General features: G+C 65.6%; 16 protein-coding genes. 14 read left to right on the forward strand and 2 right to left on the reverse strand.

Annotation, left to right across the window (positions count from 1 at the left end; translation table 11 throughout):
- From QQK25_RS09840 to QQK25_RS09865, 6 genes are all read left to right on the forward strand, one after another.
- Window positions 1-542: DNA polymerase III subunit gamma/tau C-terminal domain-containing protein (locus QQK25_RS09840; protein WP_284187767.1), on the forward strand; the 542-nt coding region annotated here is incomplete at its 5' end.
- 24 nt (window positions 543-566) lie between these two features.
- Entirely contained in the window at window positions 567-890 is a 324-nt protein-coding gene (locus QQK25_RS09845) for a YbaB/EbfC family nucleoid-associated protein (protein WP_284187768.1), read from the forward strand.
- Window positions 891-896: 6 nt separating this feature from the next.
- Entirely contained in the window at window positions 897-1,493 is a 597-nt protein-coding gene (gene recR / locus QQK25_RS09850) for a recombination mediator RecR (RefSeq protein ID WP_284187769.1), read from the forward strand.
- A 25-nt stretch (window positions 1,494-1,518) separates the two neighbouring features.
- Entirely contained in the window at window positions 1,519-2,718 is a 1,200-nt protein-coding gene (locus QQK25_RS09855) for a CaiB/BaiF CoA transferase family protein (RefSeq protein WP_284187770.1), read from the forward strand.
- Between the two features lie 81 nt (window positions 2,719-2,799).
- The gene (gene galE / locus QQK25_RS09860; protein WP_284187771.1) at window positions 2,800-3,819 is read left to right on the forward strand and encodes a UDP-glucose 4-epimerase GalE; all 1,020 of its coding nucleotides are present in this window, start codon (window positions 2,800-2,802) and stop codon (window positions 3,817-3,819) included.
- Complete coding sequence (locus QQK25_RS09865; RefSeq protein WP_153161202.1) at window positions 3,816-4,199, forward strand: DUF2237 family protein; 384 nt, start codon at window positions 3,816-3,818, stop codon at window positions 4,197-4,199. Before galE ends, QQK25_RS09865 begins: the two co-directional genes overlap by 4 nt.
- On the opposite strand, the gene dacB is transcribed toward QQK25_RS09865, so the two are convergent.
- Window positions 4,200-5,630 carry a D-alanyl-D-alanine carboxypeptidase/D-alanyl-D-alanine endopeptidase gene (gene dacB, locus QQK25_RS09870; RefSeq protein ID WP_284187772.1) on the reverse strand — a complete coding sequence of 477 codons (1,431 nt, stop codon included), beginning with the start codon at window positions 5,628-5,630 and terminating at the stop codon, window positions 4,200-4,202.
- 266 nt (window positions 5,631-5,896) lie between these two features.
- On the opposite strand from dacB, the gene petA reads away from it, so the two are divergent.
- The 8 genes from petA (at window position 5,897) to QQK25_RS09910 (ending at window position 11,780) form a co-directional block, all read left to right on the forward strand.
- Window positions 5,897-6,490, forward strand: coding sequence for a ubiquinol-cytochrome c reductase iron-sulfur subunit (petA, locus tag QQK25_RS09875; protein WP_153161204.1), 594 nt, complete (start codon window positions 5,897-5,899; stop codon window positions 6,488-6,490).
- Between the two features lie 3 nt (window positions 6,491-6,493).
- Window positions 6,494-7,759, forward strand: a complete 1,266-nt coding sequence (locus QQK25_RS09880; RefSeq protein WP_284187773.1) for a cytochrome b — start codon at window positions 6,494-6,496, stop codon at window positions 7,757-7,759.
- Entirely contained in the window at window positions 7,759-8,517 is a 759-nt protein-coding gene (locus QQK25_RS09885) for a cytochrome c1 (protein WP_153161206.1), read from the forward strand. The genes QQK25_RS09880 and QQK25_RS09885 overlap by 1 nt, the downstream gene beginning before the upstream one ends.
- 108 nt (window positions 8,518-8,625) lie before the next feature.
- Entirely contained in the window at window positions 8,626-9,222 is a 597-nt protein-coding gene (locus QQK25_RS09890) for a glutathione S-transferase N-terminal domain-containing protein (protein WP_153161384.1), read from the forward strand.
- Window positions 9,223-9,370: 148 nt separating this feature from the next.
- On the forward strand, window positions 9,371-9,817 hold the full coding sequence (locus QQK25_RS09895) for a ClpXP protease specificity-enhancing factor (RefSeq protein WP_153161207.1): 447 nt from the start codon (window positions 9,371-9,373) through the stop codon (window positions 9,815-9,817).
- A gap of 104 nt (window positions 9,818-9,921) precedes the next feature.
- A complete protein-coding gene (locus QQK25_RS09900) occupies window positions 9,922-10,428 on the forward strand; it encodes a hemerythrin domain-containing protein (RefSeq protein ID WP_284187774.1) in 507 nt (168 codons plus the stop codon).
- 24 nt (window positions 10,429-10,452) lie between these two features.
- Window positions 10,453-10,845: a DnaJ family domain-containing protein gene (locus QQK25_RS09905; RefSeq protein ID WP_284187775.1), complete on the forward strand. Its 393-nt coding sequence runs from the start codon at window positions 10,453-10,455 to the stop codon at window positions 10,843-10,845.
- A 53-nt stretch (window positions 10,846-10,898) separates the two neighbouring features.
- Window positions 10,899-11,780, forward strand: coding sequence for a flagellar brake protein (locus tag QQK25_RS09910; RefSeq protein WP_284187776.1), 882 nt, complete (start codon window positions 10,899-10,901; stop codon window positions 11,778-11,780).
- 19 nt (window positions 11,781-11,799) lie between these two features.
- On the opposite strand, the gene QQK25_RS09915 is transcribed toward QQK25_RS09910, so the two are convergent.
- Window positions 11,800-13,065 (reverse strand): D-amino acid dehydrogenase, encoded by a 1,266-nt coding sequence (locus QQK25_RS09915; protein ID WP_284187777.1) that lies wholly within the window; start codon window positions 13,063-13,065, stop codon window positions 11,800-11,802.
- Window positions 13,066-13,118 lie beyond the last annotated feature (53 nt).

Below are 13,118 nucleotides of genomic sequence, written 5' to 3' on the forward strand. Positions count from 1 at the left end.
CCCCGGCGCGCCCCGCACCCCAGCCGGCGCCGCCCCGAGAAGCGCCGCCGGTCGCCGTCACCCCGGAGCCGGAGCCCACCGTGATCCGCCAGCCGGAACCTGAGCCCGAGCTCGCCAGGCCAGCCCCGCCCGCAGCCCGTCCGGCGCCGGCGATGTCCGGCAGCGTCGATTGGCACGGTCTCCTCAACGAGCTGGGCCTTGGTGGCCTCAACCGCGAACTCGCCCAGCACTGCGAGCTGCTGGGCACGGCCGACGACACCTTCAAGCTGCGCCTGTCCCACACCCATCGCCACCTGCTGCAGATCAACAAGGGCGGCGCCGAAAAGCTGCAGGACGCGCTGAGCGCCCATCTCGGCCGCCCCATGCGGGTGGCCATCGAGGTCGGCGAGATCGCCACCGAAACACCCGCCCAGCGCAATCAGGCCGAGAAGGCCGAGCGCCATGCGGCGGCGGTGGCGGCGCTGGAGCAGGATCCTTTTGTTCGCGAACTGATCGAACGATTCGATGCGACGCTCGAGGAAGCGTCGGTCAAACCCCTCTGAACTCAACTCTCTGGAGAAGTCACCATGATGAAAGGCGGCATCGCCGGCCTGATGAAACAGGCCCAGCAAATGCAGGAAAACATGAAGAAGATGCAGGACAGCCTCGGCGGCATCGAGGTCGAAGGCCAGTCCGGCGCCGGCATGGTCAAGGTCCAGATGACCTGCAAGTACGACGTTCGCCGGGTGAGCATCGACCCGTCGGTGATGGACGACAAGGAAATGCTCGAAGACCTGCTGGCCGCCGCGGTGAACGACGCCGTGCGCCGCGTGGAAACCACCACCCAGGAAAAGATGTCCGGCTTCACCGCGGGCCTCAACCTTCCGCCGGGCTTCAAGATGCCCTTCTGACCGGCCGTGAGCGCACCCTCCAGCCTCGACGCCCTCATCGAAGCCCTGCGCTGCCTGCCGGGCGTGGGGCCCAAGTCTGCCCAGCGGATGGCCTACCACCTGCTGCAGCGCGACCAGCGTGGCGCGGCCCGGCTGGCCACCGCCCTCGGGCATGCCCTCGAGGTGCTGCGCCACTGCGCCCGCTGCAACACCTTCTGCGAAGACGAGATCTGCGCCCGCTGCGCCAACCCTCAGCGCGACGCCAGCCAGCTGTGCGTCGTCGAGATGCCGGCCGATCTGGCGATGATGGAGCAGACCCACAGCTTCCACGGCCTTTACTACGTGCTGATGGGGCGGCTGTCGCCGCTGGACGGCATCGGCCCGCGGGAGCTGGGGCTGGAGAAGTTCCTCCACCGCGCCTGTGATGGTGTGGTGCAGGAGGTGATCCTCGCCACCAACTTCACCAACGAGGGCGAAGCTACCGCCCACATGATCTCCGAGTTGCTGCGCAGCCGCGGCATCAAGGTGAGCCGCATCGCCCGGGGCATTCCGGTCGGCGGCGAGCTGGAGCACATCGACACCGGCACCATCGCCCAGGCGCTGGTGGAGCGCCGCGCCCTCTGATTTCGTCCCCTTCGGGAGTCCCACGATGGTCCAACCGGCCAAACCCCTCGCCGGCGTCAAGGTGCTGGAACTCGGCACGCTGATCGCCGGCCCGTTCTGCACCCGCATCCTGGCCGAGTTCGGCGCCGAGGTGATCAAGGTCGAATCGCCCGATGGCGGCGACCCGCTGCGCCAGTGGCGCAAGCTGCACGAGGGCACGTCCCTGTGGTGGTCGGTGCAGGCACGCAACAAGCGTTCTTTTACCGCCAACCTCAAGGACCCGGACGGCTTGGCGGCGGTGCGCAGGCTGGCCGCCGAGGCGGACATCGTGGTCGAGAACTTCCGCCCCGGCGTGCTCGAGAAGCTCGGCCTGGGCTGGAACGTGCTCTCCGCCGCCAACCCCGGGCTGGTGATGGTGCGCCTGTCGGGCTTCGGTCAGACCGGGCCGTACAAGGATCGCCCCGGCTTTGGCGCCATCGGCGAATCCATGGGCGGGCTGCGCTACATCACCGGCTTTCCGGATCGTCCGCCGGTGCGCACCGGCATCTCCATCGGCGATTCCATCGCCGCCCTGTGGGCCGCCATCGGCGCGCTGATGGCGCTGCGCCACCGCGAGGTGAACGGCGGCGCCGGGCAGGTGGTGGATGTGGCGCTCTACGAGGCCGTGTTTGCGATGATGGAGAGCATGGTGCCGGAGTTCGACGTGGCCGGCTTCGTGCGCGAGCGCACCGGTAACGTGATGCCGGGCATCACCCCGTCGAACACCCATACCACCCGCGACGGCCGCCACATCATCATCGGCGGCAACGGCGACGCGATCTTCAAGCGGCTGATGAACGCCATCGGCCGCTCCGATCTGGCCGACGACGCCAGCCTTGGCAACAACGCCGGCCGCGATGCCCGCGCCGACGAGCTTTACGCCGCCATCGACGCCTGGGTGCGCGAGCACGACGGCGATGCGGTGCTCGCTGCGATGGAGGCCGCCCAGGTGCCGGCCAGCGCGGTGCTGTCGGTGGCCGACATGTTCAAGGACGCTCAGTTCATCGCCCGCGACATGTTCGAGCAGGTCAATCTGCCCGGCGGCCAGCCCATGAAGATCCCCGGCATCGTGCCCAAGCTCTCGGATACGCCGGGCAGCACCGAATGGCTCGGCCCGAAGCTCGGCGAGCACACCGACGAGATCCTTGCCAGCCTCGGCTACGCCCCGCAGGAAATTGCAGCCCTGCGTGAAAAAGGCGCGGTCTGAGCGCTTTCCGGCAGGCCAGTCGACGGCGTTGCCGCGGTATCATCCTGGCATTCCCGATCACTCTTCATCGCGACTGATTCAATGGCTACCATCCTCGTGACCGGCGGCGCCGGCTACATCGGCTCCCACACCTGTGTCGAACTCCTCGCGGCCGGCTACGACGTGGTCGTGGTGGACAATTTCAGCAACAGCAAGCCCGAGGCCCTGCGCCGCGTCGAGGAAATCGCCGGGCGCAAGCTGGCGGCCTTCCACCGCGCCGACATCCGCGACAAGGCGGCCCTGCGCGAGATCTTCGCCGCCCACGCCATCGACTCGGTGATCCACTTTGCGGCCCTCAAGGCGGTGGGCGAATCCGTCGCCAAGCCGCTGATGTACTACGACAACAACATCGCCGGCACGGTGGCCCTGGCCGAGGTGATGGCCGAAGCGGGCGTCAAGTCGCTGGTCTTCAGCTCGTCGGCCACGGTGTATGGCGACCCGGCCAGCGTGCCGATCCGCGAGGATTTCCCCACCGGCCCGACCAATCCCTACGGCCGCACCAAGTGGATGATGGAGTTCGTGCTGTCCGATCTCGCCGCCGCCGATCCCGAATGGCGGGTGGCCCTGCTGCGCTACTTCAACCCGGTGGGCGCCCACGCCAGCGGTCGTATCGGCGAAGACCCCAATGGCCTGCCCAATAACCTGATGCCCTACGTGAGCCAGGTGGCCGTCGGCCGCCTGCCGCAGCTGCGGGTGTTCGGCGGCGATTACCCGACGCCTGATGGCACCGGCGTGCGCGATTACATCCACGTGGTGGATCTGGCCGTTGGCCATGTGGCGGCGGTGCGCCGTCTGGCCGAGCGCCCGGGCGTGCTCACCGTCAATCTCGGCACGGGCGCGGGCTACAGCGTGATCGACGTGATCAAGGCCTTCGAGAAGGCCAGCGGTCGTCCGGTGCCCTACGAGATCGTCGCCCGGCGCCCCGGTGACGTGGCCCAGTGCTATGCCGAGCCCACGCTGGCCGAGCAGGAGCTTGGCTGGAAAGCCACCCGTGGCATCGACGAGATGTGCGCCGACGCCTGGCGCTGGCAGAGCAGCAACCCGCAGGGGTATCCGGATTGAGCGACCTTCCTCCCAGCGACGCCCTCAACGTGCTCGGCGGGCCGCTGCTCGCCTGTAGCTATGCGCCCCTCACCGGCTGGATGCGCACCGGCTGCTGCGAGGCCGACCCCAACGACATCGGCCGCCATCACGTGTGCGTCAAGGTGACGGCCGAGTTTCTGGCCTTCAGCAAGATGCGCGGCAACGATCTCTCCACGCCGCGGCCCGAGTTCCGCTTCGTCGGCCTCAAACCCGGCGATCGCTGGTGCCTGTGCGCCCTGCGCTGGCGCGAGGCCTGGGAGGCGGGCATGGCGCCGCCGGTGGTCCTCGAATCCACCCACATGGCGGCGCTGGAAGTCATCCCCTTCGACGCCCTGCGGCGCCACGCCTATCAGGGCTGATCAGAGGCCCGCGACCCACTCCATCAGCGCGTCCTGCACCTCCCGCGCCGCGCCGGCGTTGGGGTGGTTGATGATCAGCACCACCACGTAGCGCCGGCCGCTGTTGGCGAGCACATAGCCGGCGATGCTGCGCACGCCGTCGAGAGCGCCCGTCTTGACGTGGGCCGAGCCCGCCGCCGGGCTGCCGGCCAGCCGTTTGCGCGCGGTGCCGTCGATGCCGGCCACCGGGAGCGACGAGATCAGCTCCGGCATCGTCCGGCTGCGCCACGCAGACTGCAGCATCTGGCCGAGCGTGGCGGCGGTGACCCGCTCGTTCCGCGAAAGCCCTGCGCCGTTCTCGATCACCAGCCCGGCGGTCGGGATGCCGTTGCTGGCCAGGCTCCGCTGGGCCGCCCGCGCGCCCGCGGCCACCGAATCCTCGCCCGGCTCGCTCACCGCGCCGAGGGTGGCGAGCACCTCCCGGGCGATCACGTTGTTCGACCACTTGTTCATGTCCCGCAGCACTTCCGGCAGCGCCGGCGAGACCGTCTCGACGAGCAGGCGGGCGTCGGGCGGCGTGCGCCCGTCGCGGAAGCGCCCGCCGATCTCGCCGCCGAGCTCCTTCCAGATCGCCCGGAACATGCCCTCGAAGAGGCGGTCCGGCGGCAGCGGCGCGAGGTTCCAGTCGAAGGCCTCGGTACAGCCCTGGGGCAGCGCGCCTTCCAGCGTCAGGCGGACGCCGCTGGCGCCTTCGGCTTTGGTGGCCACGAGGGTGTTGGTCGGATCGCCGCAGCTGCCGTTCTGGCCGCGGCGGATCCGGTTGTCGATGGCGAGGCCGGCGGGCAGCGGATCGCTGCTCACCCCGGCGCCGCCAGCGGTGGGCTGGACGCGCACCCGGATCGCCCCGTAGTCGATGGAAAGCGCATCAGCGCCGGCGTTGTAGGGGCGCAGCGGACGCTGGTCGAAGATGCCCGGGTCGTGGGGCGGCAGGCGGAAGAAGCTGCGGTCGGTGATCACGTCGCCGTCGATGCGCCGCACGCCCTGGGCGCGAAGGTCGCGCAGGGCCAGCCACAGTCGCTCGCGGGACAGGCGCGGATCGCCGCCGCCGGTGATGTGGAGGTCGCCATGGAGCGTCTGCTGGCGAATGTCGGCGCGGGTGGCGAAGCGGGTCTTCCAGCTGAAGGCCGGCCCGAGGCGGTCGAGGGCTGCGAAGCTCGTCACCAGCTTCATCACCGAGGCCGGGTTCATCGGGTCCTGGATGCGCTGGGCGATGACCGGCGGCGTGGCGTCCACGTCCTGAACCAGCACCGCGGCTGCGCTGCGGGGAACGCCGGCCCGGGCGAGGCTGGCGTCCAGTGCCGCGGGCCAGTTGTCCGCGAAGGCGGGCAGGGCACCGCCGAGCAGGGTGGCGAAGAGGATCCGGCGGGCGAGGCGGCGGGGCAGGGCGGGCATCAAATGGCGTTCCGGCAGCAACAAGGAGGCGGCCGCGATTATGCCCGACGGCCTTCAAGCCCTTGCTGCGGCGCCAAAAAAATTGCGCCTGAAAGGGCGCAAAGTTCGATCCGGATGCCCTCCGGTTAGCCCCGAAACCCGAATAATCTCCAATGCTGGCGCGGGTTTAGCAGGCTGGCCCTTTTTTTAGGGCGGGTATTTCGCTATACTCCGCAGGTTTTCCGTATTGCGATCTTCGAAGTCTCTTTTATTGAGGTTAGTGGGCCATGAGCGTGGATCAAAAAGTGGATGCGGGTCGGCGCCAGCTGTTGCTGGTGACGTCGGCTGCGGGGGGCGTGGGCGCAGTAGCCGCCGCCGTACCGTTTGTCGCGAGCCTGACGCCGTCCGAACGAGCCAAGGCAGCCGGTGCTCCGGTTGAGGTGGACATCAGCAAGCTGCAGCCCGGTCAGATGATGACCGTCGAGTGGCGCGGCAAGCCGGTCTGGATCATCAACCGGACCAAGGAAATGCTGGATTCTCTGAAGAAGACCGATAGCGAGGTCAGCGATCCGAAATCCGAGAAGCCGATGCAGCCGGCTTATGCCCAGAACGAAACCCGTTCCATCAAGCCGGAAATCCTGGTGGCGGTTGGTATCTGTACGCACTTGGGCTGTTCGCCGTCCGATAAGTTCAAGACCGGCGCCGAAAGCGGTGTCGCGGCCGACTGGCCGGGTGGCTTCCTGTGCCCCTGTCACGGTTCGACCTTCGACATGGCCGGCCGGGTGTACAAGAGCAAGCCGGCGCCGGACAACCTCGAGATCCCGCCGCACAAGTATCTGAGCGACGCCAAGATCATCATCGGCGAAGACGGAAAGGCATAAACGATGACGACCAAATCTCAAGCGGTTTTGGACTGGATCGACGCGCGCTTCCCGCTGACGTCGACCATCAAGGGCCACCTGACCGAGTACTACGCGCCCAAGAACTTCAACTTCTGGTACTTCTTCGGCTCGCTGGCGCTGCTGGTGCTGGTGATCCAGATCGTGACCGGCATCTTCCTGGTCATGCACTACAAGCCGGACGCTTCCCTGAACGCCTCCGGCGTGCCGGTGGCCTTCGCCTCCGTCGAGTACATCATGCGCGACGTGCCGGGCGGCTGGATCATCCGCTACATGCACTCCACCGGCGCTTCGGCGTTCTTCATCGTGGTGTATCTGCACATGTTCCGCGGCCTGCTCTACGGTTCCTACCGCAAGCCCCGCGAGCTCATCTGGATCTTCGGCACCCTGATCTTCCTGGCGCTGATGGCTGAAGCCTTCATGGGCTACCTGCTGCCCTGGGGTCAGATGTCCTTCTGGGGCGCCCAGGTGATCGTGAACCTGTTCTCCGCGATCCCTGTCATTGGTCCCGACCTCTCCGTCGTGATTCGTGGCGACTTCGTGGTGTCCGACGCGACCCTGAACCGCTTCTTCTCCTTCCACGTCATCGCCGTGCCGCTGATCCTCATCGGCCTGGTTGCTGCCCACATCGTTGCCCTGCACGAAGTCGGCTCCAACAACCCGGATGGCGTCGAGATCAAGAAGAAGAAGGGCGCTGACGGCCACCCGCTGGACGGCATCCCCTTCCACCCGTACTACACCGTGAAGGACATCGTTGGCGTCGTCGGCTTCCTGATCGTCTTCTCCTTCATCGTGTTCTTCGCGCCTGAAGGCGGCGGCTACTTCCTGGAGTTCAACAACTTCATCCCGGCCGACCCGCTGAAGACCCCGCCGCACATCGCGCCGGTCTGGTACTTCACCCCGTTCTACTCGATCCTGCGTGCTGTTACCTACCCGCTGTTCGGTATCGACGCCAAGTTCTGGGGTGTGGTCGCCATGGGCGCCGCGGTGGTGATCATCGCTTTCCTGCCGTGGCTCGACCGCAGCCCGGTGAAGTCGATCCGTTACAAGGGCGGCCTCTTCAAGCTGATCCTGACGGTCTTCATCATCGCCTTCTTCATCCTCGGCTACCTGGGCGTGCTGCCCCCGACCCCGGGCCGCACCATCGTTTCGCAGATCTGCTCGGTGATCTACTTCGGCTTCTTCCTGCTGATGCCGTGGTACTCCAAGATGGACAAGTGCAAGCCCGAGCCTGATCGTGTGACCGGTTAATGAGAATGAAAGCCATGAAAAAACTTTTGACGTCTCTTCTGTTCGCACCGCTGCTTGCGCTGGCCAGCGGCCCCGAACTGCACCTGGACAAGGCTCCGGTTTCCACCGAGCCGGCTGCGCTGCAAAACGGCGCCAAGCTCTTTGTCAATTACTGCCTGAACTGCCACGGCGCCAGCTACATGCGCTACAACCGGCTGCAGCAGATCGGTTTGTCCGAACAGATGATCAAGGACAACCTGATGTTCACCGCCGACAAGATCGGCGAGCCGATGCGCATCGCGATGCAGCGTGACGAGGCCAAGGTCTGGTTCGGTGCTGCGCCTCCGGATCTGACCGTGATCTCCCGCTCCCGCGCTTCCGAGTTCGGCAGCGGCGCCGACTGGCTGTACACCTACCTGCGCGGTTTCTACCGTGACAGCGAGCGTCCGACCGGCTGGAACAACGTGGTTTTCGAGAACGTCGGCATGCCGCACGTCCTCTACGAACTGCAGGGTGAGCAGGTTGCCAAGGTCGAGGAAAAGGATGACGGTCACGGCGGCAAGACCAAAGTGATCCATCTCGAGCAGGGCAAGCCCGGCACCATGTCCAAGGAAGACTACGACAAGTCCGTTGCCGACCTCGTCTCCTTCCTGACCTGGATGGGTGAGCCGATGGCCGAAACGCGCAAGTCGATCGGTTCGATCGTCATCGCGTTCCTTGGTGTTCTTTTTGTCCTGTCGTATCTTCTGAAGAAGAACTACTGGAAGGACATTCATTAATCGGCCGGTGCATTCAAGCCGATGCAATCTCTTGCTGCAACTGAGCAAGACGCACCACGCGCCCGGCGCGTGGTGCGTGATTCAGAGTATCCGTGGGGTAACACAACGATGATGAATTTGTATTCCGGAACGACAGATCCTTTTAGTCACCGGTGTCGTATCGTGCTCTTTGAAAAGGGCATGGATTTCCAGGTGATTGATGTCGATCTCTTCAACAAACCGGAAGACATCGCCGTCATCAACCCGTACAACCGGGTTCCTGTGCTGGTTGATCGTGATCTCGTGCTTTACGAGTCCAACATCATCAACGAGTACATCGACGAGCGTTTCCCGCATCCCCAGCTGATGCCGCCTGACCCGATCATGCGTGCCCGGGCCCGTCAGTTGCTGCATACCTTTGAACTTGAGCTGTTTTCCCACATCGACGCCCTCGAAAAGAATCCCAAGGGTGCCGAGAAGGAGCGTGCTCACGTTCGCGACCAGCTGACCCAGCTGGCGCCCATGTTCACCAAGCAGAAGTTCCTGCTGGGCGAAGAGTTCTCGATGCTCGACGTGGCGATCGCACCGCTGCTGTGGCGTCTGGACCACTACGGCATCGAACTGCCGCGTTCTGCGGCACCGCTGATGAAGTATGCGGAGCGCATCTTCAGCCGCCAGGGTTTCATCGACGCGATGACCCCGTCGGAGAAGGTGATGCGGCGCTGATTGCCGATCCGGGGCCGCTTCAGACGTTGCGGCCCCGATGCTTTTCTGGTGCCCGTTCCGACCGCCATCAGGCAGTGTCCTTCAAGCAATTCCCGCGACCACCGGTCGGTCGGCTCGTCAGGGTTAAACTGGCTGGAAAGTTCGACTCATGAGTGAAATCTCCACCAAGCCTTATCTGGTCCGTGCCATCTATCAGTGGTGTGCCGATCAGGGTCTGACGCCCTACATCTCGGTGGCCGTCGATCGGCACACGATGGTGCCCCGGCAGTTCGTCCAGGATGGCCAGATCGTCCTCAACATCAGCCCCGACGCCACCCAGAGCCTCGTGATCGGCAACGAGCTGATCGCCTTTCAGGCGCGTTTTGGCGGCATCGCGCAGAACATCTCGGTTCCGGTCGACAACGTGACCGCGATCTACGCCCGCGAGAACGGCCACGGCATGGCCTTCGAGGTGGCCGGGGTGCCCGCTCATGACGCCGAGCTCGAAGCCGAGACCGAATCCGTCGTGTCCGGCGAGGCGCCTGAACTGTCCGCAACTGATGAGCGGCCCGAGCCCCCGAAGGGTGGCCGCAGCCACCTGAAGCTCGTCAAGTAAGGTCTGCCGCCGGCGGCTTGATCTTGCTCAGGGAGCCGCGTGTCCGCGCGGGCGTAAAGTAGCTCCCCTTATCCGCATTAACCCACGCTTTGAGGTTTCCCGACATGGCTGCCATGGAATGGTCTGAAAAACTCGTTCTCGGTCTGGCGCCGATGGATCAGACCCACGTCGAATTCGTCGACGCCTACAATCGTCTGCTCAATGTTTCGGGCGCCGAGCTGCTCGCCGAGATGGACGTGTTCATCGCCCACACCGTCGAACACTTCGACCAGGAAAATCGCTGGATGGAGCAGATCGGTTTCCCAGCCTGTCACAAGGCCGAGCACGACCGTGTGCTGGCCGTCTGTCAGGATGTGCGCAAGCGCATGGAGCGTGGTGATGAAGCGCTCGGCCGCCAGCTGATCCGTGAACTGCCCGTATGGTTCGACAACCACGTGGCGACGATGGACGCCGCCTTGTCGTCCTACATCGAGTCCATCGGCTTCGATACCGAAACCGGCGAGATCCGCAACCCGCCGCAGGCCGACTGCGAGGATGGCTCGTCCTCCTGCTGCACGCCGCCCGCCAAGGCGGAAGAGGCCGCGGCGGCGGCTGAAGGTCAGCCGGCCTGATCCTCGCGTTTGGCGGGGCTGGCGATGAGCATCTTCGACGTCCTTGCCGAAGAGCGCATCCGCGCAGCGCTGGCCCGGGGTGAGCTGTCCGGGCTGCCCGGTGAAGGGCGGCCGCTGGTGTTCGAGGATGACTGCCTCGTCCCCGCCGAGGCGCGGATGGCCAACAGGATCCTCCGCAACGCCGGCTATATTCCACCGGCCCTGGCGGACCTGAACGAACTCCGGACCCTCGCCCAGAGCCTGGCAACGGAGCAGGATGCACCCACGGCGGCCCGGCGCATGCGCCGGATGACCCGGCTCCTGTTACAGCTGGAGGCAGCCGGACTCTCTCATGTGTCTTCGGCGCTCCTGAAACGCGTCGGCGGGCCCGCCGATTTGCCGAAATTGCATTCCTCCGGCGAATTGCCCCTAAAGTAGTGGCGCCCTGCTGACGATATGTCGCTCACTCGTGTTCACATGGCAGGTGGGTGATGTCTTTCGTTCGTGTCAATAGTGGTGAAGTGGAGATCGGGCAACCGGTTCCTTGGGCGCTATACGACGACAGGAAACAGCTGCTGCTTGCCCGCGGCGTTGTCGTCGAGACGGAAACCCAGAAAAGGGCGTTGATGGAGCGTGGCTTGTTCCGCAAGCTGCAGATCAGCGAGACCAGGCTCAACACCGAAAGTGGCGGTGACAAGCCGAGCGAAAGTTCGTTTGCCTTCGATGACGTACGGCTCGATATCGGCGACACCCTCCAGCTCCAGTCCCAGGGCGACACGGCGCAGTCGCGTTACTACGTCAAGCTGATTGGCTATCTCAAGGGCAAGAGCATCATCGTGTCCACGCCGTCGGTGGATGGCAAGGTGCTGCTGATGCGTGAAGGGCAGGCCTTTGTCGTCCGGATGTTCTCCGGCAAGAGCGTCTACGCTTTTGGCACGACGATCTACAAGGTTGCCAACGTGCCGTTTCCGCATCTTCATCTGAGCTATCCGAACCAGGTGCGCGGGCTGGTGGTCCGTCGCGGGGCCCGGGCGCGGGTCAATCTGATCTGCGCGGTCACCGGCTCGGATGGTCGCGCCCACGCTGCGTCGTTGGTGGATCTGAGCACCGGCGGCGCGATGCTCACCGCCAAGACGCCGGTCGGGATCAAGGATGACAACATCTCGATCAAGTTCCGGGTGACGGTGAGTGATGTGGAGGAATATCTCACCGTACCGGCCGTGCTCCGTTCTGTGCATGCCACTGCGGTCGCCGAGGGCGAAGTTCCCCAGGTGACGCACGGCGTTCAGTTTGGCGACATTCCCTATTCCGAGCAGGTCGTGCTCTCGGCCTTCGTCTATCGCGCCCTGTTCGAGGAGACCGCCGAGGTCTGATTCCGTCGGGCCCCGGGCCTCAGCGGCCCTTGTCCAGCAGAAACGGAAAGTCGGGTCGGGGCTGCCGGCCGGTGACGATGTCGCTGAGTGCCTGGCCCGAGCCGCAGGCCAGCGTCCAGCCCAGGGTGCCGTGGCCGGTGTTGAGGAACAGGTTATCCACCCGCGTCCGCCCGATCAGGGGCACGTTGCTCGGCGTTGCCGGGCGCAGGCCGCACCAGTGTTCAGCCTGGCCGAGATCGGCGGCGCCGGGCAGGTGGTCTTCAATCCATTTCACGATGGCCGCGCTGCGGGCGGGGTTCGGCTCCAGGTTGTAGCCATTGAGTTCTGCCGTTCCCGCCACCCGCAGGTGATTGCCCAGCCTCGAACACACGATGCGGCGGGACTCGTCGGTCAGGCTGAGGCGTGGCGCCCGGTCGGGATCGAGGATGGGCGCCGTGATCGAATAGCCCTTGACCGGGTAGATCGGCAGTCGGATGCCCAGTGGCCGGGCAATCTCCGGGCTATAGCTGCCAGCAGCCAGCACGACGGCGTCGGCCCGCAGCACGCCCGCCCGACGGGCGCTGTCCAGCACGCGCACGCCGGTGATCCTGCCGTTGATGGTGTCGAACGACTGAAGAATGCTGTTCAGGCAGAAGCGCACGCCGGCTGCTTCGGCCCGCTTTGCCAGTTCGGTGCAGAAGAGGTGCGCGTTGCCGGTCTCGTCGTCGAGACCATGCAGGACGCCGGCCAGGCGCGGACGCAGCCCCGCCAGCGCGGGTTCGACGCAGATCGCTTCGTCGGGGTCGAGAATCCTGCCGTGGATGCCGAGCTTTTCGAGTTGGTGAAGCTTGGCGGGCAGGTGGGCAAGCTCCCGCCGGGTTTCGAACAGGTGCAGGATGCCGCCGGTGCCGGCTTCGTATTCGATGCCCGTCGCTTCGCGCAGCGCCCGCAGCTCATTGCGGCTGTAAACGGCCAGGTTGGCGATGGCCGCGGTGTTGCGGGCCGTGCGACCGGGCAGGCATTCGCGCAGGAAGGAGAAGGCCCAGCGCCACTGGGCGGCATCGGCCCGCCAGCGGAACAGCAGCGGGGCGTCGCTGCGGCCGAGCCAGCGCAGTACGGTGGCCGGCGCCGCCGGATTGGCCCAGGGTTCGGGGTGGCTGACCGAGATCTGCCCGCCATTGGCGAAACTGGTTTCCATGCCCGGGCTGGGCCGGCGATCGATGACGGTGACGCGACATCCGGCCTGGGCGAGGTACCAGGCGCTCGTGACGCCGGCGAGGCCGGCGCCTATGACCAAGACTTCCATGATGACTTGCGAAGAGTGCTTCTCGAGGGGCGGTGGCCCGCTGCAAAAAATCG

It is taken from the genome of Zoogloea oryzae (genome assembly GCF_030161255.1).
In the GTDB taxonomy this organism is placed as follows: domain Bacteria; phylum Pseudomonadota; class Gammaproteobacteria; order Burkholderiales; family Rhodocyclaceae; genus Zoogloea; species Zoogloea oryzae.

Bases quoted from the DNA above. Each gene is read 5' to 3' on its own strand.
- QQK25_RS09845 (WP_284187768.1), top strand. From the start codon at position 567: ATGATGAAAGGCGGCATCGCCGGCCTGATGAAACAGGCCCAGCAAATG.
- QQK25_RS09855 (WP_284187770.1), top strand. From the start codon at position 1,519: ATGGTCCAACCGGCCAAACCCCTCGCCGGCGTCAAGGTGCTGGAACTC.
- galE (WP_284187771.1), top strand. From the start codon at position 2,800: ATGGCTACCATCCTCGTGACCGGCGGCGCCGGCTACATCGGCTCCCAC.
- dacB (WP_284187772.1), bottom strand. From the start codon at position 5,630: ATGCCCGCCCTGCCCCGCCGCCTCGCCCGCCGGATCCTCTTCGCCACC.
- petA (WP_153161204.1), top strand. From the start codon at position 5,897: ATGAGCGTGGATCAAAAAGTGGATGCGGGTCGGCGCCAGCTGTTGCTG.
- QQK25_RS09880 (WP_284187773.1), top strand. From the start codon at position 6,494: ATGACGACCAAATCTCAAGCGGTTTTGGACTGGATCGACGCGCGCTTC.
- QQK25_RS09885 (WP_153161206.1), top strand. From the start codon at position 7,759: ATGAGAATGAAAGCCATGAAAAAACTTTTGACGTCTCTTCTGTTCGCA.
- QQK25_RS09890 (WP_153161384.1), top strand. From the start codon at position 8,626: ATGATGAATTTGTATTCCGGAACGACAGATCCTTTTAGTCACCGGTGT.
- QQK25_RS09895 (WP_153161207.1), top strand. From the start codon at position 9,371: ATGAGTGAAATCTCCACCAAGCCTTATCTGGTCCGTGCCATCTATCAG.
- QQK25_RS09900 (WP_284187774.1), top strand. From the start codon at position 9,922: ATGGCTGCCATGGAATGGTCTGAAAAACTCGTTCTCGGTCTGGCGCCG.
- QQK25_RS09905 (WP_284187775.1), top strand. From the start codon at position 10,453: ATGAGCATCTTCGACGTCCTTGCCGAAGAGCGCATCCGCGCAGCGCTG.
- QQK25_RS09910 (WP_284187776.1), top strand. From the start codon at position 10,899: ATGTCTTTCGTTCGTGTCAATAGTGGTGAAGTGGAGATCGGGCAACCG.
- QQK25_RS09915 (WP_284187777.1), bottom strand. From the start codon at position 13,065: ATGGAAGTCTTGGTCATAGGCGCCGGCCTCGCCGGCGTCACGAGCGCC.